At 36.6% G+C, this 23,781-nt stretch carries 26 protein-coding genes; 20 read left to right on the top strand and 6 right to left on the bottom strand.

Annotated elements, in window-relative coordinates; translation table 11 throughout:
- Nucleotides 1-12: 12 nt before the first annotated feature.
- Together AAGU22_RS04185 and AAGU22_RS04190 are read left to right on the top strand one after the other, a co-directional pair.
- Nucleotides 13-3,807: a DNA-directed RNA polymerase subunit A' gene (locus AAGU22_RS04185; RefSeq protein WP_458720977.1), complete on the top strand. Its 3,795-nt coding sequence runs from the start codon at nucleotides 13-15 to the stop codon at nucleotides 3,805-3,807.
- A gap of 8 nt (nucleotides 3,808-3,815) precedes the next feature.
- Nucleotides 3,816-4,118 (top strand): ribosomal L7Ae/L30e/S12e/Gadd45 family protein, encoded by a 303-nt coding sequence (locus AAGU22_RS04190; RefSeq protein ID WP_458720978.1) that lies wholly within the window; start codon nucleotides 3,816-3,818, stop codon nucleotides 4,116-4,118.
- 70 nt (nucleotides 4,119-4,188) lie between these two features.
- On the opposite strand, the gene AAGU22_RS04195 is transcribed toward AAGU22_RS04190, so the two are convergent.
- A complete protein-coding gene (locus AAGU22_RS04195) occupies nucleotides 4,189-4,398 on the bottom strand; it encodes a hypothetical protein (RefSeq protein ID WP_458720979.1) in 210 nt (69 codons plus the stop codon).
- A gap of 108 nt (nucleotides 4,399-4,506) precedes the next feature.
- Nucleotides 4,507-4,758, bottom strand: a complete 252-nt coding sequence (locus tag AAGU22_RS04200; protein ID WP_458720980.1) for a hypothetical protein — start codon at nucleotides 4,756-4,758, stop codon at nucleotides 4,507-4,509.
- 222 nt (nucleotides 4,759-4,980) lie between these two features.
- Here AAGU22_RS04200 and AAGU22_RS04205 point away from each other — a divergent pair, with 222 nt between their 5' ends.
- From AAGU22_RS04205 to AAGU22_RS04250, 10 genes are all read left to right on the top strand, one after another.
- Nucleotides 4,981-5,451, top strand: coding sequence for a NusA-like transcription termination signal-binding factor (locus tag AAGU22_RS04205; protein ID WP_458720981.1), 471 nt, complete (start codon nucleotides 4,981-4,983; stop codon nucleotides 5,449-5,451).
- A 6-nt stretch (nucleotides 5,452-5,457) separates the two neighbouring features.
- The gene (locus tag AAGU22_RS04210; RefSeq protein WP_144733459.1) at nucleotides 5,458-5,895 is read left to right on the top strand and encodes a 30S ribosomal protein S12; all 438 of its coding nucleotides are present in this window, start codon (nucleotides 5,458-5,460) and stop codon (nucleotides 5,893-5,895) included.
- Nucleotides 5,896-5,897: 2 nt separating this feature from the next.
- Nucleotides 5,898-6,506 (top strand): 30S ribosomal protein S7, encoded by a 609-nt coding sequence (locus tag AAGU22_RS04215; protein WP_458720982.1) that lies wholly within the window; start codon nucleotides 5,898-5,900, stop codon nucleotides 6,504-6,506.
- A 40-nt stretch (nucleotides 6,507-6,546) separates the two neighbouring features.
- Entirely contained in the window at nucleotides 6,547-7,674 is a 1,128-nt protein-coding gene (locus tag AAGU22_RS04220) for a hypothetical protein (protein WP_458720983.1), read from the top strand.
- A 33-nt stretch (nucleotides 7,675-7,707) separates the two neighbouring features.
- The gene (locus AAGU22_RS04225) at nucleotides 7,708-8,949 is read left to right on the top strand and encodes an AAA family ATPase (RefSeq protein ID WP_458720984.1); all 1,242 of its coding nucleotides are present in this window, start codon (nucleotides 7,708-7,710) and stop codon (nucleotides 8,947-8,949) included.
- A 77-nt stretch (nucleotides 8,950-9,026) separates the two neighbouring features.
- Nucleotides 9,027-9,440, top strand: coding sequence for a hypothetical protein (locus AAGU22_RS04230; protein ID WP_458720985.1), 414 nt, complete (start codon nucleotides 9,027-9,029; stop codon nucleotides 9,438-9,440).
- A gap of 69 nt (nucleotides 9,441-9,509) precedes the next feature.
- Complete coding sequence (locus tag AAGU22_RS04235) at nucleotides 9,510-9,737, top strand: hypothetical protein (RefSeq protein ID WP_458720986.1); 228 nt, start codon at nucleotides 9,510-9,512, stop codon at nucleotides 9,735-9,737.
- An 87-nt stretch (nucleotides 9,738-9,824) separates the two neighbouring features.
- Complete coding sequence (locus AAGU22_RS04240; RefSeq protein WP_458720987.1) at nucleotides 9,825-11,369, top strand: acyl-CoA carboxylase subunit beta; 1,545 nt, start codon at nucleotides 9,825-9,827, stop codon at nucleotides 11,367-11,369.
- A 12-nt stretch (nucleotides 11,370-11,381) separates the two neighbouring features.
- Entirely contained in the window at nucleotides 11,382-12,890 is a 1,509-nt protein-coding gene (locus tag AAGU22_RS04245; protein WP_458720988.1) for an acetyl-CoA carboxylase biotin carboxylase subunit, read from the top strand.
- 6 nt (nucleotides 12,891-12,896) lie between these two features.
- Nucleotides 12,897-13,409, top strand: a complete 513-nt coding sequence (locus AAGU22_RS04250; RefSeq protein WP_458720989.1) for a biotin/lipoyl-containing protein — start codon at nucleotides 12,897-12,899, stop codon at nucleotides 13,407-13,409.
- Nucleotides 13,410-13,480: 71 nt separating this feature from the next.
- On the opposite strand, the gene AAGU22_RS04255 is transcribed toward AAGU22_RS04250, so the two are convergent.
- The 4 genes from AAGU22_RS04255 to larC form a co-directional block, all read right to left on the bottom strand.
- On the bottom strand, nucleotides 13,481-13,993 hold the full coding sequence (locus tag AAGU22_RS04255) for a redoxin domain-containing protein (RefSeq protein WP_458720990.1): 513 nt from the start codon (nucleotides 13,991-13,993) through the stop codon (nucleotides 13,481-13,483).
- A 115-nt stretch (nucleotides 13,994-14,108) separates the two neighbouring features.
- Nucleotides 14,109-15,317 (bottom strand): cysteine desulfurase family protein, encoded by a 1,209-nt coding sequence (locus tag AAGU22_RS04260; protein WP_458720991.1) that lies wholly within the window; start codon nucleotides 15,315-15,317, stop codon nucleotides 14,109-14,111.
- Nucleotides 15,304-16,185, bottom strand: coding sequence for an ATP-dependent sacrificial sulfur transferase LarE (larE, locus tag AAGU22_RS04265; RefSeq protein WP_458720992.1), 882 nt, complete (start codon nucleotides 16,183-16,185; stop codon nucleotides 15,304-15,306). The genes AAGU22_RS04260 and larE overlap by 14 nt, the downstream gene beginning before the upstream one ends.
- Before the next feature lie 10 nt (nucleotides 16,186-16,195).
- On the bottom strand, nucleotides 16,196-17,455 hold the full coding sequence (gene larC / locus AAGU22_RS04270) for a nickel pincer cofactor biosynthesis protein LarC (RefSeq protein ID WP_458720993.1): 1,260 nt from the start codon (nucleotides 17,453-17,455) through the stop codon (nucleotides 16,196-16,198).
- A gap of 156 nt (nucleotides 17,456-17,611) precedes the next feature.
- On the opposite strand from larC, the gene AAGU22_RS04275 reads away from it, so the two are divergent.
- The 8 genes from AAGU22_RS04275 (at nucleotide 17,612) to AAGU22_RS04310 (ending at nucleotide 23,677) form a co-directional block, all read left to right on the top strand.
- On the top strand, nucleotides 17,612-18,529 hold the full coding sequence (locus AAGU22_RS04275) for a malate dehydrogenase (RefSeq protein WP_458720994.1): 918 nt from the start codon (nucleotides 17,612-17,614) through the stop codon (nucleotides 18,527-18,529).
- Between the two features lie 34 nt (nucleotides 18,530-18,563).
- Nucleotides 18,564-19,322: a nickel pincer cofactor biosynthesis protein LarB gene (larB, locus tag AAGU22_RS04280; RefSeq protein WP_458720995.1), complete on the top strand. Its 759-nt coding sequence runs from the start codon at nucleotides 18,564-18,566 to the stop codon at nucleotides 19,320-19,322.
- A 570-nt stretch (nucleotides 19,323-19,892) separates the two neighbouring features.
- The gene (locus AAGU22_RS04285) at nucleotides 19,893-20,465 is read left to right on the top strand and encodes a 50S ribosomal protein L18 (RefSeq protein ID WP_458720996.1); all 573 of its coding nucleotides are present in this window, start codon (nucleotides 19,893-19,895) and stop codon (nucleotides 20,463-20,465) included.
- A gap of 141 nt (nucleotides 20,466-20,606) precedes the next feature.
- The gene (locus tag AAGU22_RS04290; RefSeq protein WP_458720997.1) at nucleotides 20,607-21,227 is read left to right on the top strand and encodes a 30S ribosomal protein S5; all 621 of its coding nucleotides are present in this window, start codon (nucleotides 20,607-20,609) and stop codon (nucleotides 21,225-21,227) included.
- A gap of 8 nt (nucleotides 21,228-21,235) precedes the next feature.
- Nucleotides 21,236-21,706, top strand: a complete 471-nt coding sequence (locus tag AAGU22_RS04295) for an uL30 family ribosomal protein (protein WP_458720998.1) — start codon at nucleotides 21,236-21,238, stop codon at nucleotides 21,704-21,706.
- A 99-nt stretch (nucleotides 21,707-21,805) separates the two neighbouring features.
- Nucleotides 21,806-22,267, top strand: coding sequence for an uL15 family ribosomal protein (locus AAGU22_RS04300; RefSeq protein WP_458720999.1), 462 nt, complete (start codon nucleotides 21,806-21,808; stop codon nucleotides 22,265-22,267).
- 47 nt (nucleotides 22,268-22,314) lie between these two features.
- Nucleotides 22,315-23,442, top strand: coding sequence for a preprotein translocase subunit SecY (secY, locus tag AAGU22_RS04305; protein WP_458721738.1), 1,128 nt, complete (start codon nucleotides 22,315-22,317; stop codon nucleotides 23,440-23,442).
- Nucleotides 23,411-23,677 carry a hypothetical protein gene (locus AAGU22_RS04310; protein ID WP_458721000.1) on the top strand — a complete coding sequence of 89 codons (267 nt, stop codon included), beginning with the start codon at nucleotides 23,411-23,413 and terminating at the stop codon, nucleotides 23,675-23,677. Before secY ends, AAGU22_RS04310 begins: the two co-directional genes overlap by 32 nt.
- Nucleotides 23,678-23,781: the final 104 nt, after the last annotated feature.

A 23,781-nucleotide genomic window follows, 5' to 3' on the forward strand; every position in this document is an offset into this window, starting at 1 on the left:
AGGTCTTTTTAAGTGAATGATGAATCTGTCAAGATATTAGATGGTATTAGATTTAGCATTTGGTCACCTGTCGAGGTAAGAAAGTTTAGTGTTACTGAGGTGACAGCACCAGAAACATATGATGAAGATGGAATGCCCGTTCAGGGGGGGTTGATGGACAACAGACTGGGAACATTGGAGCCCGGTCAAAAATGTGCAACCTGCGGAAATACATCTGCCAGATGTCCTGGTCATTTTGGTCATATAGAACTTGCCGAACCCGTTTTACACATCGCATTTATCGATGATATTCATAAATTGCTTTTGATTACATGCAGATCGTGTAATCGTATCAAGCTTAGTAATGAGGATTTAGAAAAATACAAAAATTTACGTGACAGCAAGGCAGCATATGCTGTAATCACTCTTGAAAACGTTAAAGACGAGATTATTGAAAAAGCAAAGAAAGTTAAGGTTTGTCCACATTGCCAGAAAGAACAATATGATCTTATTTTTACAAAACCTACGATCTTTGTTGAAAAAACTGATGTAGGGGAGAATAGATTATTACCAATTACCATTAGGGAGAGACTACTAAATGTTTCAAATGACGATCTAATATTGTTAGGATATGACCCAAAGACTGCTCGACCTGAATGGTTCATTCTTCAAGTCTTGCCCGTACCCCCAGTAACAGTTAGACCATCTATCATTCTAGAAACAGGTATTCGATCAGAGGACGACTTGACTCATAAACTAGTGGATATTATTCGAGTAAATCAGAGACTCAAAGAGAGCAAAGAAGCTGGAACACCACCTTTGATTGTTCAGGATTTGGTAGATTTATTGCAGTATCATGTAACTACTTACTTTGATAATGAAGTATCGGGTATCCCTCAGGCCCATCACAGGTCCGGAAGACCATTAAAGACCATAACCCAGAGGTTAAAGGGTAAAGAGGGTCGATTTAGAGGATCCCTATCGGGTAAACGAGTTGATTTTTCAAGCAGAACCGTCATTTCACCTGATCCAAATCTTACTATATCCGACGTGGGAGTACCAAGTGATGTCGCAAAAAAGCTCACAATACCTGAAACTGTTTCTACCTGGAATATTGATAAGCTGAAAAATCTTGTTCTAAATGGACCCAACAATTATCCCGGAGCTAATTACATTATTCGGCCAGACGGTGTAAAAATAAGACTGGACTATGTCACGGATCGAGCTGCTATTGCTGATTCAATAATGAATGGATATACTGTGGAGCGACACCTAATGAATGGAGATGTTGTAATATTTAACCGACAGCCATCATTGCACAGGATGTCTATTATGGCGCACAATGTAAGAGTACTTCCATATCGTACTTTTAGGCTCCATCCGGCAGTTTGTCCGCCATATAATGCAGACTTTGATGGCGATGAGATGAATTTGCATGTTCCCCAAAGCCAGGAGGCACGGGCAGAAGCGGCCCTGTTAATGCGCGTTCAAGATCAGCTAATATCGCCAAGATATGGAGGGCCTATTATTGGTGGAATACGTGATTTTATAACTGGGGCTTTCCTATTGACAAAGGATGAAACGATACTAACTGTTGATGAAATTGCTAATTTTGCGTATTTGGGTGGATATAGTGGACCTTTACCGAAACCTCATTTAGAAAAGGATGGGAAAACATTTTTTACAGGCAAACAGTTGTTTTCACTTTTCTTACCAAAGGATTTCAACTTTGTAATCACTTCAAAGTGGAATAAAGCCTCGAAGTTGCAGGGCAAGGATGTAGTCATTAAAAGCGGGCAGTTAATGTCAGGCGTAATCGATAAAGCTTCAATAGGTGCAGAAGAACCTGATAGCGTACTTCACAGAATCGCAAAGGACTACGGCAACGAAGAAGCAAAAAAATTCCTTGATGCTATACTTATTATGTTAAAGACCTATATTACTCACAGAGGATTTAGCTATGGGTATTCTGATTTATGGTTGAGTGACGAAACTCGAAAAGAAATTCAAGATGTAATTCAAAAGACTTACAATAAAATCGATGAATTGATAAAACAATATCATGACGGTACATTGCCTTTAACCAGAGGTTTATCTCCTGAAGAAGCCTTGGAGTTATATGTTGTTAATGAACTCTCAAGGGCAAGAGACAGAGCTGGAAAAATTGCGGACCGATCCTTTCCTGATGACAATTCTGGTGTAATCATGGCTTCAACCGGGGCGAGAGGTTCCACTTTGAATATTGGACAGATGACTGCAGCTTTGGGTCAACAATCAATCCGTGGAAAAAGGATCATCAAAGGATACAGGAACAGGGCGTTACCACATTTTAGGCCCGGTGATCAAAATCCAGATTCTAAGGGCTTTGTTAAATCAAATTATAGGGATGGACTTAATCCAATCGAATTTTTCTTTCATGCAATGGGGGGTAGAGAGGGTCTCGTCGATACTGCAGTGCGTACTCAACAATCGGGATATATGCAGCGCAGGCTCATTAATGCATTAGAACATCTTAAAATTGAATATGATTTAACTGTTCGTGACCCACATGGAAATATCATTCAATATGTTTATGGAGATGATGGTATTGATCCGGCCAAAAGCGACCATGGTGATGCCGTTAATATCACTAGGTTGGTAGAGAGCGAATCCGTTATTGATGAAGGAGTCAAAACTAATGAGTCCGAAATGAAGGATTTGTTACTGAAATTCAAGGAGAAGATGAATCCTAAATTAACACAGGAAATCGAAGCAGCATTGTTATCCTATCCACTTAGCAAAACTGGGATTAAGAAAGTAGTTCATAAAATTATGGACCTGTTCGAAAAAGCAATGATAGAACCAGGAGAAGCAGCGGGAGTTGTTACTGCCCAGTCTATTGGAGAACCCGGTACACAGATGACGCTGAGAACTTTTCATTTCGCTGGAGTAAAAGAAAGAAATGTAACATTAGGTCTACCAAGACTTATTGAGCTAGTGGATGCAAGAAAGAAACCGGTTACCCCAACAATGGATATTTATCTTGATGATGAACACAAATTGTCTAGGGAGAAAGCCTTAGAAGTTGCAAAGAGGATTATTTTTACACGGATATCCGATTTAGTAAACAAGGTAGATACTGATTACAGTGGGAATTTGTCATTTTTCTTCTCTGAAAAGAAGATAGCCGATAGAGGAACGTCTATACAGGAAATCCATGAAGTTTTGAAAAGTTCTAAGAAGAGATACGAAGTTACCATAAACGAGGATACTCTCGTTATAAAAGTTTCCCTGTCTCAAGAACCAGATGCTCAAACTTTACTAACGCTACGAAATAAATTATTGAACGGGCGCGTTAAGGGCGTCCCTGATATTGAACGAGTAACAATTGTAAAACAAAATGACGAATGGGTGATACAGACAGCTGGTTCAAATTTGGCAAAAGTGGTGCTAGTAGAAGGAATAGATGTATCCAGAATCACTACTAACAATGTATTCGAAATATGGCAAACTCTAGGGATTGAAGCTGCAAGAACTGCACTAGTCAAAGAAGTCACTAATACTTTAGAGGAACAGGGTTTGGAAGTTGACATCAGACACATTATGTTAGTGGCAGATTTAATGACATCTAAAGGATACCTGCAACAAATCGGACGTCACGGTATAGCAGGGACAAAGACTTCCGTATTGGCAAGGGCAGCTTTCGAAATTACTGTCCCTACAATCGCTAGGGCTGCGCTAGAGGGACAAGTGGAACCATTAAAGGGAGTTACTGAAAATGTAATAGTCGGAGCAACTGTACCAGTTGGAACTGGAATGATTGATCTATATATGAGTGTCAAGGAATAGAGAAGCATATGAATGAAAAGAAGTTGGCAAAAATCCTAAAGGAAGGTGTAAAAAATAACAAAATAAAAACAGGATATAAAGAAGTTTTACAGTACATCAAAGGCACTAAGTTAATTGTACTTTCAAAGACATTGACCCCTGAAAAAGAAGAAAAAATAAAAAAATCCGCTGAAGAAAGTGCTATTTCTGTGATATCTTACCCTGGAAATTCCGTACTACTCGGAAGGCTCTGCAGCCTATCATACGGGGCCAGTGTGGTTTCATTAAAAAGTGTCTCTGATGAAGAAGTAAAAGAGTTAATGAGTAGTTAAATACTTCCACTTATGCGGAACTCTGATTAGAAAATATAAAAGTTTCCTCATTTTATTAGGCCCTGTTAACTTAGGCGTTTGGCACCTCCTTGTTGTGTATTTTTACAAATAGATTCAACCAGTTTTTGACATGATCTAGTTTACACTTCTCTTTACTACATGGAAAGTAATCGTCAAATCCTTCAGTTCGATCCTTGATGTACTGCATAGTTCTTTCAATCAGACTTTTCTCAAACGAAGAATTGATATGGTGTTTTAGTTTTAGGAATCTACAAGCCATTGGGTACCAGGTTCCACCGTCTGTTGATACGACATGTTTTCCGTGAATCTTGATCAGACCTGAAATAAATCTCTCTCTGCGATAAGCATGTTCCTCTCCTTGGATTTATTAGCTAAGAAAGAGTGCGAGAATTTGCCTATTTTCTGGTTCGATTGCTGCCCATAACCAAGAGTATTCTGATACGACTTTTATTAATGTCTCATCAATGAGGTATTCTGATATTTTTGTTCTTCTTGTTGAAACCTTTCGAGGTTTATACCTTTGAATCCAATTCCAAATTGCAACGTGACTTCTATTGATAATATGTAAAAAGGACAATGCCTTGGCAGTATTTCTAAGCGATAAGCCTAGAAAGTACAAATACAGACCATAGTAAATATGCTATGAAGATGTTTTAGTTCTTTTACTTAACATAACAGAAATAGAGCGTCTTTAAGCTAAAGATTTATCGTTAAGTTAACAGGGCCTTTTATTACTTGTGTATATTAAATTTTCATCTTAAAATAGACTTAAATTGGGATAACTTTGAGAGAATTATTTATACTTGGATGAATTATTCTTTTGTTATTGGGTGCGTATGAAATGAGTGAAAAAATTAAGTTATCTCCAGATGAATTTCGATTATTATCGTTATTTCAAACAGTCACGGCCGCAGATGCCCGGGACTGTATAATTGATGAAAAGATGGAACGTGTAATTTTTGTTGTAAACAGAGGACAAATGGGAATGGCAATTGGCAAAGGGGGCTCCAATATTAAGCAGTTACAGAACGTGATTAATAAGAAAATAGAATTGGTCGAACATTCTGAGAATCCGACCGATTTTGTCAAGAATATTTTCAATTCAAATATTATTCAAGAAATTCGTATAAACGATCGTATGGATGGAACCAAAATAGCCTTAGTTGTTGCAGATGCAAAGAAAAAGGGACTAGTCGTGGGTAAGGATGGAAGGAATGTAGACAAAGCCCGCCTACTTGCAAAGAGATATTTCAATATTACGAATGTCCTGGTTGTTAGTCCGGAACAATTAATTAAAAGTGAAAAGATGTGATCTTTATTGAGTAAATCACCGTTAGGATTATTCTCGGGTAGGGTTTTAAAAACCAAACGAAAGCGCTCCCGATGGTCAAACAAGTATTATAAACGTAGAATGTTGATGTTAGATAAGAAGGCTAATCCGTTGGAGGGTGCTCCACAAGCCAGAGGTATTGTTTTAGAAAAGGTCGGAATTGAATCAAAACAGCCTAATTCTGCAGTCAGAAAATGTGTGCGGGTGCAATTAATAAAAAATGGAAAATCAATTACGGCATTTTTGCCCCGAGACGGTGCATTAAACTTTGTAGATGAACACGATGAAGTAGTCTTGGAAGGGATAGGAGGCTCAATGGGTGGTGCAATGGGTGATATCCCCGGAGTTAGATGGCAAGTATTCAAAGTTAATGGTGTGTCTCTAAATCAATTGGTAAGAGGAAAGAAGGAGAAACCAAGGCGATAACAATGAGTGGAAAAGAACAAGCAAATATGCTCCTATTTAACAAATGGGATACAAGAAATATTGAAATAGTTGATGAAGGTCTGAAAAATGTAATCCATTTACATCCCTCAATGACAATACCGGTAACATTTGGACGTCATGAGCATCAACGATTGAAAAAAGCAGAAGTCAACATTATTGAACGACTGGTCAACAAACTTATGCATTTTGGAAAAAGATATGCTAAAAATACGGGACGAATGGGTGGTAAAAAGACAAAGGTTATGAATGTTGTAAAAACTGCACTCGAAATCATATCGATAGAAACCGGTAAGAATCCTGTAGAATTACTCATAAGGGCAATAGAAAATGCCGCTCCTAATGAGGATACTACCAGAATAGTATATGGTGGTGTGGTTTATCATGTTTCAGTTGATGTTTCACCTTTAAGAAGAGTGGACCTAGCTTTGAGATTCATTGCCGAGGGAGTGCGCGAGTCGACTTATTCTTCGCCTCAAGCAATGGAAGAGGTACTTGCCAGGGAAATAATGTTAGCCTCTGAGAACGACATGAACAGTTACGCAATAAAAAAGAAAAACGAGCAGGAAAGGATTGCAATGTCATCTAGATGATTACAAACTATGATTTCTATCATTTATTTAGTGACATTCGATGAGTGGAAAAGATGACTATATTTTTAGAAAACAGAATTTATTGGCAACCCAGTCCGGGAGAAAGATTTTTAAAAGTGGCTTGATCAGGGACAAAAAATATACTTCATTCAAATTTTACCTTAATAAGTCAAAGAAGGAATATGATGGCTTTGTTCAAAGATATAAAGATGGTATATATGGATTAATAAAATCTGATAATTCTCCCATACAGACACATAGGGATTTCATAAAGGAAATTGGTGGCACTCATGAATTAGAGCTTTCCTCGCAAGAAATTGAAACTCTTAAATTGAAGTTGGAATCTCCGACTGATTTGTTTGACCGAATAAATAGAATACTTAATTCTAATTTCATAAAAATGACTTTTCCCGTATTTTATGCTCTTTTTGATGGTTATGCTGAGAGTACGGGCTTAAACGATGACAAAATGAGAAATAATGTAATAGATGGACATTTAATTGCCATTGATTTGAGTGAGCCTATGGATAGGATTTTGGATAGAGATGAAGACCTTGATTATCTTGAAGACTACAAATTTATTAACCCGTACATACTTTTATTGGCAAAACAAAAGATAAGTGAAACAGCACCTGGAGTAATGGAAGAATTTCAGTCTGGTTTTGATGACGCACTTTTAGGTCAACAAATCGATTATGAATTGAAAACCAAAAAACTTGAACTTACGTACGACAATTTAGAGAGAAGTTACAAGAAATACCGATCAGTGCTCGGAACTGCCGGTAGAAATATGAGTCTTAATCAAAGGCCTTTGTCAGAAATTTATTATATCGGTATGGCAAAAGCTGCAGAGTGTGTTGGGTGTGGGAATGAGATCCAAGATGCAATTGTTACTAAGGGAATCAAGTCACCGTCGTGGCCTCTTTATTATTCAAACCTTACTCATGATGTAAAATCAGGATTCAGGTTAACCTTGGAGAAGAGTAAAGCATATTTATCTGAGGCATCATTGGCTTTAGAAATGCTAGATAATGATATAAAGATAAAACCCTTTCTCGAATTTTTGTTCCTGACAGTTAGTCATTATAATGAATTCTGGTATAGGGAGCTTGTAACTAAAAGAGCCGATCTTCTACGTAAATTTCAGAACGAATTAGATAAAAAATAATTTTTAGTTTAAAGAGATTGGTTGTAAGAAATAATGTGGGTAGAAAAATACCGAGTAAATGAATTTGACAGTTTTTTTGGGAATGAAAAATCAAGACTTCTAATCATAAATTGGCTAAAAAAGTGGATTAAGGGCGCAAAACCACTTCTAATCATAGGACCTCCAGGGACTGGAAAGACTTCGTTCATAAAATCATTAGTGAAATTGCAAGATCTTGATTTGATTGAACTTAATGCAAGTGACCTTCGGAATAAACTAAATCTTGAGGCTATAATCAATCCGATCCTTCTAAACAGTAGTATTTTTGGAAAGCGGATGCTATTGTTTTTAGATGAGGTAGATGGCATCTCAGCAAGGGATGATTATGGTGGAATGCCATTCTTGTCAAATATATTAAAGATTGCTGATATTCCGATAATTATGGCCTCCAATTCAAAGAGTTATAAAATGAAAGAGATCGTAAAAAATAGTAAGGTCATAGAATTCAGACCCTTGTCGTCATTTGCAAGTTATTTGTTGCTCCAAAATGTCATGAGAATGGAGAATAAGCATTTAGAAAGTTCGGAGCAGTTTAAGATTATTAGTCAAAGTCGCGGCGATGCCAGGACTCTTTTGAATACTTTGCAAGCAAAGCTGGAAGGAGAAGTAGATTCAGATAGTAACACAGGTTCTGAATTGTCAATTGAAGAGTGTATTAACAAATTTTTTACTCTAACTGACATTTCACAAGCAAAACAATTATTGATGAGATCCTCAATACGTTATTCAACTCCAAAATACGGCTTTACCTCAGAGGAACGCAGCAAAGATTTCTTAAATGCGTTGTATACTAGCATTATTAGCAGTGAGAGAAATATCCCATCAGATGATTTGGCAAATATGCTAGAAAAGCTTTCTGAGATTGATTTATTTATAAACCGGATTTATGAAAAACGAAATTGGAGCTTATTGAGATATGCCAACGACTTGTTCCTCCATAAATTATTTAGTATTAGTAGAGATATGGCTATAGAATATAACCAATATTCCGTTCCCTTCTCAGCAATGGGGCCAATATTTATGAGGGGGCAATCATTAAGACCTCTTAGAATAGAACTATCAAAGATATTTCATACAAGCGTATCTAAAATTGGTCTTTTCTATTATTCCAACTTTATTGTGATTCTGAAAAATCTAGCGATCCAAGATCTTGATTTTGATAATTTTGATAACTTAAAGCTAAGTGAAATCCTAAAAAAGGAAATTGAAAAACAATCAATCAAACCAAAACTTTAAACAATGGATCTGGTTCTCATACCTAAATAGATTCTACAATGGACAAGGATCCTTTACTAGCCCGTGATTGGTTAATAATGACTATAAAATTTCCAGGGTTTTGTTTAATTTGCAAACAGAGGGTCAACCCCGGAATAATGGGTTATTGGTCTAGGTCAGCTAAATCAATCCTTCATGAAGATTGTTATAATCTTTCTGGTCTTCGTGCTAAAAAGAATCAAGACTCTTTAAACAATAATCCGATTCAGAGCAAAAATAATGGGGACAGCCTACTCGCCGACTTTATCACCCAGCATGAAAATAAGGAAAAGTGTTTCATTTGCGGTAGTAAGATAGATTTTCAAGAGAGTTTGATATTGACACTATTAAAACTTGAACGAAATATTAGTACTATAGAAACAATTTTTTGCTCAACCTGCTTATCTCGCTCAGATCTTCATTTATTTGAAGAATACAAGCATGCCTTCTCAAAAAAACTAAAATCCGGTTAGCATAGTCTATTTTAGCTTTTAAAAAGATTAAAATGTATAATCCTATACGATATGAACTAGTGATATATGTTGTCAAGTGAATATGAATATAATGTTAGTAAGCTCTTGGCAGAAAAAGTAAAAAGATTACAAGATTTACAAAATTCAGATAGATCTTCTAATTATGAAAAAGATTTCTTAAGGATGGAAATCGAAACCCTTGAATCCTTATATGAAAATTACAACCTTGGTTTGAATTATTTTAGACGTGCTAAGGGAGGCAGGAATGGGTTACGTGAACTTCGCGAAAGGGACTAAACAAATCCACGTGGTTCATAAAATGAATCCGCAATTATTCAAAGCAAAATCTATATTTAATACTATAAAGGATTAAAAACATAATATATGCGTGAGGAAAAACTAAAACAATATTACGACCGAAAACATAGTGCTGAAGCAGGTGGAGGTCCAGATAAAGTTGAATCTCAGCATTCCAAAGGGAAGCTAACTGCGAGAGAGCGCATAAATCTTTTATTAGATCCAAATACATTTACTGAAATTGACAAATTTGTAACTCATAGAGGTGATGATCCTGAAGTAAAAAAATATTATGGTGATGGTTTGATAACTGGTTTTGGCACCATTAACGGTAGGAAAGTGTTTATCTACGTTTATGATTTTACTGTTTTGGGTGGTTCATTAGGAGAAATGGCTGGAAAAAAGGTATCTAAAGTTATGTCACACGCACTAAAGGTGGGATGTCCTATTATTGGTATTCTTGATTCAGGCGGGGCAAGGATCCAAGAGGGTGTGTCAAGCCTAGACGGCTATGGTGATATTTTTCTCAAGAATGCTCTTGCTTCGGGTGTTATACCTCAAATAACTGCTAGTATTGGACCGTGCGCTGGCGGAGCTGTGTATTCTCCAGCGATGACAGATTTTGTTATCATGGTTGAAAATATAGGACAAATGTTTGTGACAGGACCAGAAGTAGTAAAAGAAGTCCTTAGTCAAGAAGTTACATTCGAGGATTTGGGAGGTGCTAGAACTCATGCTACAAAATCTGGAGTTGCACATTTCGTAGCGAAGGACGAGGTTGACTGTATGGATAAGATTAAAACATTACTCTCTTACCTTCCTCAAAATAATAAAGAAGAACCGGAATTTTTAGAAGCTGATGTTGACGATCCTAACCGTCTGGATACTAATTTGATAAATGTATTGCCTGACAATCCATATCAATCTTATGATATTAAGGAAATCATTGCTGCTATTGTTGATAATGGCAATTTCTTCGAAGTTCACGAACTCTTTGCGGAAAACATAGTGGTTGGATTTGCAAGGATGGGTGGTAGGTCTGTAGGTATCATTGCAAATCAGCCTTTATTTTTAGCAGGTGCATTGGACATACACTCTTCAACCAAAGCTGCAAGATTTGTTAGATTTTGTGATTCATTTAATATTCCTATAATTACGCTTGTAGATACCCCTGGATATTTACCGGGAGCTGATCAAGAACACAATGGAATTATCAGGCATGGAAGTAAACTTTTATTCGCATATTGTGAAGCAACTGTTCCAAAAATTACTTGTATTATCGGAAAAGCATATGGAGGAGCTTATATTGCGATGGGCAGTAAGAATCTTGGTACAGATTTGAACATTGCATGGCCAACAGCTGAAATCGCAGTGCTAGGGCCAGAAGCAGCCATTACTATTATACATAGGAAAAGTCTAAAAGATTCTCCTGATGCAGCAAGCAAAAAGAAAAGTTTGGCGAAGGAGTATCGAAACAAGTTTGCAAACCCGTACATTGCTGCAGAAAGAGGAACAATTGATTCTGTTATTGATCCTATGGAAACCAGACCTTTAATAGTAAGCGCCCTCAACGCCCTTTCTAACAAAAAAGAGAATAGGCCATGGAAAAAGCATGGGAATATCAATTTGTAGAAAGGTGATTGGATGTCAAAACAAATAACCAGCATATTGATTGCAAACCGTGGAGAGATCGCCCTAAGAATCATTAGAGCCTGCAAGGAACTTGAAATAAAGTCAGTTTCTGTATATTCGGATGAAGATAAGAGTTCTATCCACGTTAAACGAGCTGATGAGGCATATCATATTGGACCTGCAGCTCCTGCTCAAAGTTACCTGAACATGAACCGCATTATGGAAGTTGCTGCAAAAGCCGGGGTGGACGCGATACATCCAGGATATGGATTTCTTTCAGAAAATGAATCTTTTGCTGAATTGTGTGAGAAGAATAATATTATTTTCATCGGGCCAAAGAGTCTAGCTATGGAGCTGACTGGAGATAAAATGAAGTGTAAGCGTATAATGAAACAGGCTGAAGTTCCCACAGTTCCGGGTAGTGAAGGAGTTATCGATGACGTTGATAAAGCAGTCGAAATTGCAAATGAAGCTGGATACCCAGTTTTACTAAAATCTGCATACGGTGGAGGGGGACGTGGTATCAGACTTGCAAAGGACGAAAAGGAGTTGAGGCAAGAATTTGAAATGGCTTCAGCAGAGTCGAAAGCTGCGTTTGGGAAGGCGGCTTTATTTGTGGAAAAGTTTCTGGAGAAGATCCGTCATATAGAATTTCAATTGGTTAGGGATTCCCACGGTAACACCAGACATTTGTTTGAACGAGAATGTTCCATTCAAAGAAGACATCAAAAATTAATTGAGATGTCTCCCTCTCCTATAATGACCTCTGAAAAGAGAAATGAAATTGGGGAGATAGCAAAGAGAGCTGCTGATGCAGTTGACTATCTAAATGCGGGAACAGCAGAATTTCTGTGCGATCCTCAAGGCAATTTTTACTTTATTGAGATTAATTCCAGATTGCAGGTTGAACATCCTGTAACCGAGCTTGTTACGGGCCTAGATTTGGTAAAATTGCAAATATCTATTGCAAATGGCGAACCAATCCCCTTTAAACAACATGATCTCGCATTTCATGGAGCCGCAATAGAATGTCGCATTAATGCAGAAGACCCATTCTATGACTTTGCACCTTCAGTGGGTAAAGTACCTTATTGCAATTTGCCATATGGTCCAGGCATACGTGTGGATACTTATTTGTATCCTGGATGCACCGTATCAGGCTTTTATGACTCTTTAACCGCTAAGCTAATAGCTTGGGGATCATCATTTGATGAATCGCGTCGAAGAATGAGAAATGCGTTAGATGAGTTCATGATTGAGGGAATAAATACTACTATCCCATTGTACAAAACAATAATGAATGATGAACACTTTATTAATGGTGATTTGTCAACAGATTACCTTGATAGGTATTCTATCATAGAGAAAATGAGAAAAGAATTAAAGGCTAAGAATTCTGATAGACAAAATAGACTATTACCGGCGGTTGCATCTGCGATCATTCAAACCGAAAATGTGAAACGTCCCATTAAAAGGGATCATTCTGTTCAGAATATCTGGAAATTTGGCGGAGTTGCTTGAAATAGAATGGAAATAAAGGTTAACGATATACAAGAAGAATTTGAAGGTAAAATTATAGGTTTTGATAAGGACGGTAATTTAGTTGTCCAAATTAATGGATCAGATCACCTCATAAAGGTATTAGATATGAAATCAGATAAATTTGAATTCTTGTTTGACAATGCTTTCCATGAAATTAAGATTCTTGAAGTCACAAGTACAGAATTAAAGATATTATTAGATGGCCAATCAATGTCGCTCAAGAAACATGCAAAATTAACTGAAATAATTGAAAAATCAAGAGCCAATACAGGAGGTGCCACTTCCCTTAATACAATATCCAGTCAGATACCGGGAAGGGTTATATCAATTTCAGTAAACAAAGGTGATGCTGTCAAACAGGGGGATAATATTGTGATTTTGGAATCTATGAAAATGCAAGTCGCCATCAAGTCGCCTAGAGATGGGACGGTAAGAGAACTCAAAGTTAAAGAAGGTCAAAGTATATCAAGAAATGATGTTGTAGCAATTCTTGATTAACATACCTACTTTGTTGTCTATAGTTACCGCACTTGATTAATCATTTTAACAAATTAAAGAAAATTTGATTTTTATGTGATTATAGTCTTAATTTCTTCATAATTGGGTTCGATAAGGGGGTTGTCTGTTACCCATTTGTATACTACCTTATGGTTGTTATTGTCCACAATGAATATGGATCTTTTAGCTACTTTGAAATCTCTTAATTTACCTAAACTAGGCATCACAACATTGTATTGTTCAATTACTTCCCTATTGTAGTCGCTTAATACTGGAAAGTTTAGGTTATGGTGTTCAGCAAAAACTTTATTTGCAAAAGGACTATCAACCGATATTCCCAAGATAATTATGTTTTCTTTTTTTAAGCTACTAAGAGTATCTCTGAAATTGCACATTTCTACCGTACAGACTGGAGAACCTGCGGCCGGAAAGAAAGCCAAGATTGTCAACCCTTCTTTATTGGCTGATAATTTATGAACTTCCTGATTCGTGTCTAAAAGCTCAAAGTCTGGTGCCATATCCCCCACATTCGTATTCTTGTTATTAGTTTCAGTATTCAAATTATTTTTCTGGTTCGAAGACATATTATGATAATATGTGATTAGCATTAAAAAGAACCTTTCTATATTACTATGAGCAATTTAAGGCATAACCATTATTTAGAATGCTCTGCAGAAGATATAGCCATACACCTTTGCTTTATACAAAAACATCCCCGTTTATTTTTCTAAATTCTATGATTAGATTTTTTAAAGTATCAACAGCAATTTTCAATTCCTCTAGAGTATTTTGGTATCCTATGGAAAATCTTATCGAACCACTTACCTGATCAAAAGTCAAACCTAGAGCTTTTAGAACATGAGATTCTTTTTGTTTCTTGTTTGAAGAACAAGCAGAACCTGTAGAAGCCTCGATACCATATTCATCTAGTTTTATCAACAGGTTTTCTCCATTTATTCCAGGGAAAGAAAAGTTAACATTGTTAGAAATTCGATTCTCAATTGATCCATTTAATATGGACCCTGGTATTTCATTGATTATTCTGTAAATCATGTATCTCTGAAGTTCCTTAATTTTGATTTGGGCGGATTCTAGTTTCTCTTTCCAAATTTCGCATGCCTTGCCAAAGCCAACAATGGCACTTACATTCTCTGTTCCTGATCTCAGATTCATTTCTTGTCCACCACCAAAAATTATCGGCTTAATATGCATTCCTTGTTTTATGAATAGCCCTCCGATCCCTTTTGGCCCATTTATCTTATGAGATGAAATCGTCATCATGTCTATTTTCAAGTCATTAACATTTATTGGAATCTTGCCAAGGGCCTGGACTGCATCTGAATGAAAAATAGTGTTATTATTTTTTGCCTTTGCAATTTCAACCATAGATCTGATGGGTTGAATAGTTCCTATCTCGTTATTTGCTAGCATTATACTAATCAAACTGGTTTCTGGTGATACCAATTCCCTAAAAATATCTAAATCAATCAATCCATCATTCTTTATGGGTACATAATCTACCTCAAATTCCATATCCTTCTCTATGAATTTAATAGTCTCTATTATTGAATCATGTTCTATTTTGGATATCAATAATCTTTTACCTGTTGGTTTTAGAGTGGATATCAGTCTAGCACATCCGATCAGGGCCAAGTTATTAGATTCAGTCCCACCAGAGGTAAAATAAATTTCGTTAGATTTAGAGCCGATTAGTTTAGATATCCGTACTCGGGCCTTAGAAATGGCGATAGTAGACTTTCTACCCAACCCATGAAGTGATGAAGGGTTACCATAGAAACTGGTTAAAAATGGCAGCATTTCATTTATTACATTAAGGTCAATTGGAGAGGAAGATGCATTATCCAGATAAATGGGTTCCTTGGTTTTATTACGATTATTTTTTGACATATTTATCTATTGTTATTATCTCATTCTCATTCTGTTTTCTTGTATCTTTTTTTCCGTAACCTTCCAGATCTAAAGTGACATGTTTAAAGCCTAACTCTTTGATCTCAAATACTATCTTATCAATTTTGTCAAGATCGTATAACTTGATGATTTCACTCTTCTCTACCTCAATTCTAGCTATTGTGTCATGATCTCTTACTCTAACCTGTCTTACATCCGATAATCTTTTTATTATTATCTCACATCTTTCAATGCGTTTTAATCTGATAGAATTAATTTCCGTTCCGTGAGGAACCCGTGATGCCAAGCATGAATTCGAAGGTTTATCATGAACTGATAAATTATTGATTTTGGCAAAGTGACGAACTTCCTTCTTGCCCCATCCAATTTCCAATAGGGGACTCTTGATCCCATTAGAACGCAGTGCGACCATTCCTGGTCTATCATCATCTAAGTCATCTAGATTAGTACCATCTACGATCAGAGTGATATTTTTCTCTTTAGCTAACTTTAGCAAATTAATGGCCAGCTCATTTCTGCAGTGAAAGCAACGAAGTTTATCATTCTTGGTGAAATCTGGATTATCTAATTCGTTGTATTCTAGTAAAAGATGAATTACATCAATCTCTTTGGCCACTTTTTTAGCTGTTTCTAATTCTTCGTTTGCCAAAGTCTGATAATTTGCTGTAATTGCCAGAACTTTTTCTTTTCCAAGTGCCTGTCTTGCTGCGAGGGCCACTAATGCGCTATCTACTCCTCCGGATAGGGCGACTAGAACTTTACAATTTGTGGATTTAAACCAATTAATTAGTAGATGATATTTACTTTGGTTTGAATCCTCCTCACTCTTGATTGAATTAATCGACATCTAAGATCAGCTATATATCGTATAGATTCCTTTGAAATATTAAATTATTGACTGTTTCCATCGTCTTCCTCAAAGAAAGGCCAAGCTTGTTTGAGATTTCTCTAATATTATCAAACTCTGGTTTTACGTTAATTATTCTTCCTTGCTGATCCTTTGATATCTTTACACTTATGACATATTCATGATTTTCAATTATGATAGGGAGCAATACACTAAACCGTTCCAGTTTATACCTTTCATTTGTTGTTTTTCTAATACCTAATGTTCCTGTCTCATTAAAAATCCATTCAATGATATTTTTTTCAATGTCCTCTGAACAAATAACCTTGAGAATATGTACTGGTCTGTTCTTCTTAGTTATTCCGTTTACCATTGTGACATCCTTCACACCTACATCCTGTTTTGATAACTTTTCTACCAAATCACCAATCATCTCACCGGTCATATCATCAATATTTGTCTCAAGAACCGATACTGTATCTGAATGTATGGAGTAGTGAATATTCGATTTTCCAATAGAAATTCTTAATATGTTAGGAAGACCCTCAAATTTCTTAAATCCAGCACCATATCCTATCTTATGAGGTATAAATTCAGGATATGTACTAATAATTTTGGGATTCAATCCTGCTAATATTGCTGCTCCAGTAGGGGTAGTTATTTCAGAGTGCACTGGACCTCCAGTTATTGGTAGCTCTAAAATCCTAAAAATTTCCAACACTGCGTTTGTAGGATTTGGAATCGTTCCATGTGAGAAATGGGTTGTTCCTCCTCCAACAGCAACCTTAGTAGAATAAAAAGTTGTATCGAAAAATAAATCCAAGTCATCCAGAGCAGTTGCACTTCCAATTAAGTCTGCAGCCGTGTCAAGGCTAGACGACTCGTGGAGGTGCAAGTCTCTAACTTCTCTACCGTGAATTCTTGCCTCTACTCTAATTATAGTTTTTATCGTCTCCATTACAAATTTTTTTGCCATTTCAGAAAGATTTGTAACATTGCAGCTATCGGCCAAAATTCTTAACATCTCAGAGGCATTTCGTTCCAATGATTTCTCTTCAATCTCAAAAAGAAATTTTGTTGCCCTTATTCCATTTGATTCGGAATTTATGAATTCTATCTTTTTTATTCTCGTATCGGAAAATAGTTTCTCTATACTCTTTATGTTATTTATGATTCTGTTCTTATTGGCACCACAATCCACCAAAGCAGATAAGAACATATCTCCTGAAATTCCTGCAACCTGTGGATCAATTACAACTACTTTTCTCAAATATAATTTTATTATATGACTCCTCTATAATGGGTTTTATAGTCCATATAATTAATCACGGATCGAATGCCTCTATAAGGCATTGATATGATTATTAAATCTTTGAATATTAGGAGAATTTAAAACTATAAATAAAAAAAATAATGTCACATTTGTATGACAATATCTATTATTGGTTCTGGTAGAGTGGGGGCCTCGGTTGCCTTAAATTGCGGTATAAGAGAATTAGATCCTCAAATAAATCTAATCGATATAATCGAGGGATTGCCGCAAGGGGAAGCAATGGATATCAATCATCAATTGTCTGAACAAGGTATAGACAGTTTTGTCCAGGGCACCAATGACTTTAGTATTTTGAAGGATTCGGAGATAGTCGTTTTAGTTGCCGGGATTGGGCGTAAACCTGGAATGACGAGGATGGATCTTCTTAAAACAAATGCTTCTATTGTTAAGGATGTTTCATCAAAAATTGCTCAACATCGTCAAACATGTAAACTAATTATAGTAACTAATCCTTTGGACCCAATGACATATCTTACTCTAAAGACCACAAAATTTCCTAAAAATAATGTAATGGGAATGGGAGGAATGCTGGACTTGTCGAGATTCTCTAGTTTTATTAATGAATATACTCGTATGTCTAGAAATTCAATTTCAGCAATGGTGATTAGTGAACATGGAGAAAGGATGTTACCACTAATTAGATTTTCTTCGATTTCTGGAATACCTTTAAGTCATTTCATAGATGAAAAGCAATCAAAAGAAATCTATGAAAAAACCAAACAAGTGGCTGCTGAAGTCATTAAATATAAAGGCGCTACAGTATACGCACCAGGCAATGCGGTGGCAACTATGGTTGAATCAATAGTAAAAGACAAAAGAACTGTTATTCCATTATCTACATATCTTGATGGTGAATATGGGGTAAAAGATGTGTGTATTGGGGTTCCTGCGGTACTTGGGAAAGATGGAGTAGAAAAGATTGTAGAATTACCCCTAAACGAATTTGAACAACAAGAGTTCACAAACGGAGTTAAAAATGTGAAAGAAGCAATCTCTCTTCTGCCGCTTTAACTTGTTTGTATGGTTTATGGACTTAAGAAATATTTTGTTAGATTATTACAATGACAAGAAAAGCCTTGATGAAGTGATCAAATCTATCTCCCTTTTTTCTGTGGAATACATCGAGAACGATATAGCCCAAATCGATATTAACCGCGATTTTAGAAAATCTATTCCAGAGATTATTCTGGCATCACACAAAAAAACCAGCGAATTGGTGATCATTATTAATCGAATCCTTGAGAAAAAAGGCTATGTCCTTGTGAGTAAAATTAAGCCTTTGATAGTAGGCAAATTGGTAAATTATTATAGCGAAAAGGGTCTTGTGGTGGACAGAGGCCACAATGGAACTTCTATACTAGTGTATGACGAGATAACTTCTCTTCCTAAAAATAGAGGAGGTAAAGTGGGAATCATTTGTGCTGGTACATCTGATGTGGGGATTGCTGAAGAGGCACGATTGGCAACTTTAGCAATGGGTTGCACGTCTTATCTTGCTTATGACGTAGGTATAGCTGGGATCCACAGATTGCTCAACTCATTGAAGCAAATGATGTCGAGCAATATCGATGTGATAGTAGCAGTTGCTGGAATGGAGGGGGCACTTCCAGCTGTGGTAACTTCTCTGGTATCTGTTCCAGTAATAGGTGTACCTTGCTCTGTGGGATATGGTTATGGCAATAATGGTAAAGGTGCATTGGCATCCATGCTGCAGACCTGTTCATTTGGTCTTTCTGTTGTAAATATAGATAACGGAATAGGGGGAGGTATTTTTGCAAGTATAATTGCGAACAAGGGCCGGTGAAGAGTTCAAATATTTTTATGATTCTTATACAAAATATCTGTTAACCCTCCGTTGTTTTTGACTCATTCGTAAAGTTTTTGATGACGGTTCGTAAATTCCTTTTGAAAAGCCTATTTATCTTCTCGCTAAGAGAAAATATGATCTATAAACTCCTGTTCAGCTGATTGCCCTTACAGACAAGAATACAAAGGGTTAATGGACCTGCCTTTTGCTTGGACATTTAGCCTTCCAATACTTTTTTGGGATCTTCCAACAATTGTATGCAAAAATGCATACCTTGCTTTATGTAATCATTCTGTTTTTTATGACTGACAGGCTAATCCAAGATAAAAGAATAATCTAATGTTATCATAGTTTTTCGACCTTTCATAAAGTCTACCATGCATAACAGATTCAAAATGACTAAAATATTCTGATTGATTTAACAGTTATACAATGAATCTTATTTTGAACTTGATGATATGTTTGATCTGCTTATTCATTAACATTATTTCTTAATCTATTTTTTAAAACGTTTATAAGAGATTTAAGAGAATTTTTTTGATTGTTAGAATAAAGGAGAAGTAATGAATGTCTTACATTAAAACGCTTAAAAGAATAAGAAATAATAAAACAAATTATAGAAAAAGAAAGGCTGTGTTAATTAGCAAAAGAAATTTCATAACGGTAAGAATCAGTAATCAAAATATTCACTGTCAATTAATCAAACCGTCGATTAAAGGTGATATCGTCCTCTCATTTTCCAATAGTAAAGAGCTGGCTAAATTTGAGTGGAAAGGTTCTACTAATAACTTATCTGCTTGTTATCTGGTCGGATTGATGCTTGGAAAAAAAATGCTTGCCAAAAAAATTGATTCTGCCATTTTGTATACTGGTCAGAGATCTTTCACAAGCAAAGTAGCAGCCTGTCTTAAAGGTATTGCTGCTGCTGGAGTCAATATTCCATTATCTGAAGAAACTTTGCCTGATGAAAATCGAATAAATGGTACCCACATATCACTATATGCTACAATTCTTAAGGAGGATAAAAATAAATATGAGAAACAATTTTCCGGGTTATTTAGTAAGAATATTAATCCAGAAGAATATCCAAAACATTTTGAAGAAGTAAAGACTCGAATTTCTGCCGGAAATTTCAATTAGGGTGAAAACTTGACTACAATAATATTTACCGAAAGAATAATAAACAAAAAAATAACTGATTTTGGTAAGGTACTAATGTGTTGAGAATGAAAGTTATTATGATTAATGAATTGATAATGCCTTATGGATCGGGTGTAATTAATGAGTAGGATGTCTAGGCCTAGTGAACCTGAGGTAGAATGGAAACCCCGAACTACACTTGGTATTATGGTAGCCAGTGGTAAAATTAACTCTATGGAGCAAATATTTGAGAATGGAATGAGGATTCAGGAATCTGAGATTGTGAAACACCTTTTGCCTGATATCAAAACTCAGGTCGTAAGCGTCGAAATAGTACAAAAACAAACCGATGCTGGCGAACTCACTAGATTTAATGCTCTTGTGGCAATAGGCAATGAGTCTGGTTGGTTTGGAATAGGAAAAGGTAAAGCCTCACAAATGAGAAACGCTATAGACAAGGCCACCAATGCTTCTTATTTAAACGTCATTCCAGTAAAATTGGGATGCGGAAGTTGGGAATGTCGATGCCACCAAGCTCATTCGGTGCCGTTTAAAGTGCAGGGTAGAGGTGGCAGTGTAACGATTGAATTGATCCCTGGCCCTCGTGGATTAGGTATAGTAGCTGGTGAGAATATTAGAAACTTGTTGAAATTAGCGGGATTAAAGGATTGCTGGAGTAGGTCTTTTGGATCTACTAATACGATGTCGTCTACTGCAAAAGCAATTTTTAGTGCATTAAGAAGTACGTTTATCACAGGATAGGAATTGAAATGGTGTTTTTAGTAGTTAGAATGAAAGGAACTGTTAACATTCCCAATTGGGCAAATGTAACACTTGAAAGTTTACATCTTAACAAGAAATTTCGTGCAACTTTGATTCCAGAAAATGACCAAACATTGGGGATGCTCAGGAAAATAAAAGAAATTGTTGCTTGGACTTCCGTTGAGGAAAACTTTATCAGAGAATTCATAGAACAAAAAGGCCGTGCATCATCATCTAAATTGCTTTCCAATCAGAGGCAGGAGGAATCTAGAAAAACATCCAATACTGACATTAGCAAGGTTGTCTCTGATGTCTCCAAGAATGAAACATATCTTTCCAAAATAGATGGAATAAAACCATGGTTTGCGTTGAATCCTCCAAGAGGCGGATTTAAGAAAAAATCAAAGCTTTTGCACTCTCAAAATGGAATATTGGGGGAAAATAAAGATTTGTTAGAAATCGTAAAGAGGATGATGTAATCTATGAACAATAATTATTTGTCGTTTAGTAAAGCATTGCAAACTTTAATATTTATACCCAAAGTTGCTTATCCACTAAGGGACATTTGGTGATAATAGATGGCTACTCGATTAAGAAAAAGTAGAAAACAGCGCGGAAGTCGCTTTTGCGGATGGGGCCAAATTGGTCAACATAGAGCTTCTGGAAGTAGAGGCGGTGTAGGAGGCGCTGGAAAGCACAAGCACTTCTTCATCAGAACACTTAAAGAGGAACCGAATCATTTTGGACATGAACAATTTCATGCATTAAGACCAAGCGATTCTTTGAGATGGATAAATCTTAAAGACTTGAATGAGTTGGTAAAATATTCAGAAACTAGTGAAGATGGTAAGGTCATACTTGATTTAGAAAAGTTGGGGTATGATAAGGTATTGGGTAATGGAGCCATAAACTCTGCCCTTACAGTTCGGGTAAAAAGGATCTCAGACTCTGCCAAGAACAAAATCACAGCAGCTGGAGGAGAGGTGCTAATTTTAGATGAGCTCAGGTACAGAATGATGGTATATTTAGAACAATCGTAAAGACAATCTCCCCTGTTATCCCACAAGTTGAGAAACCTAAAAAGAAAATTACTCTAACTAATAAATTGATATGGACTGGCATTGCTATGCTTATATACTTAGTAATGGGCCAGGTTCCATTATTTGGAATAATTATCGATCCCGCAAATGATCCATTGGCTTTTGCCAGAGTAATCTTTGCTGCCCAACAGGGAACTTTGTTGGAGCTTGGAATTGGTCCTATTGTTACTGCTGGATTGTTAATGCAGTTATTGAAAGGTTCGGATATATTAAAACTAAACTTTAAGGATCCTAATGATAGATCCCTTTTTACATCTGCTACAAAAATAGTGACAATAATTGTAATCGTTGCAGAAACACTACTGTATGGTGTAAGTGTATATGGTGGTGCTACTCCGTCGGGCCTCCACTTGGCCGTATTAATAACGCAGTTAATGGCGGCGTCCATTATAGTCATGTACCTCGATGAATTGGTTCAGAAAGGATGGGGGCTTGGCTCAGGAATCAGTATATTCATTATGGCCGGGGTCGCGCAAGCGATAATGTGGAGTCTCTTTAATCCCATACCAATACCTGGTGGCACTGAACCTAGTGGCTTGATACCCTTCATGATCACAAGCGGAATGGAGGGTAATATAGGAGACGCTATACTCCGTGCGTCACCACCTGCACCTGTACCAAATATGCCCAGCCTCTTTGGACTTGGGATGACTGCGGGAATATTGCTGCTATTGGTCTACGTTCAGGGTATACACGTGGACATACCTATAGTATCGACCCGGTATCGGGGCTTTACTGCGACATATCCCATCAAATTACTTTATACGTCCAACATCCCCGTGATTTTGGCGTCTGCGCTTTTGGCGAACGCGCTTTTCATAGGGCAAATGCTCTGGGTAAATTACAATCCTAACAACGATAATCCTGCCTTCAACTATATAGCGCAGTACGACGCGCAATCGCAGAAACCTACTGGAGGTCTGTTTTATTATATTACTGCGCCTAGATCCTTTGAGGCTGTCGTAGCGGATCCCGTCAGAGCGGTTGTATACGTATTGTTCTTGACGACGATTGTTACCATCTTTGGCCGGCTTTGGGTGGAGCTGAGGTGGACTCTCTGCGAAGGCGGCGGCGAAGAATCTATTGGATGCGGATGTCCAAGTACCTGGTTTTAGACGGTCGGAAAGTTCAGTGGAATCCCTGCTAAACCGGTATATCCCGTCTGTGACTATAATAGGAGGAGTAATAATCGGGTTATTGGCTTCTGTATCCGATTTATTCAATGTTTTTGGAACTGGAATAGGTTTGTTACTGATGGTGGATATACTTGTGAACTACTATAACTTGTTGGTTAGAGAACAAGTCGACGTTCATATGCCAAAATTGGCTTCCTTATTAGGACGCACATGAAGAATTTGGTCACATGATAATGATTTCAAAATCAAAATCATTATCATACCACATATTCTCAAATTTTAATACTTTGCAAATTAATGAAACTATTATTATCAATT

The organism is Candidatus Nitrosocosmicus sp. R (assembly GCF_054408505.1).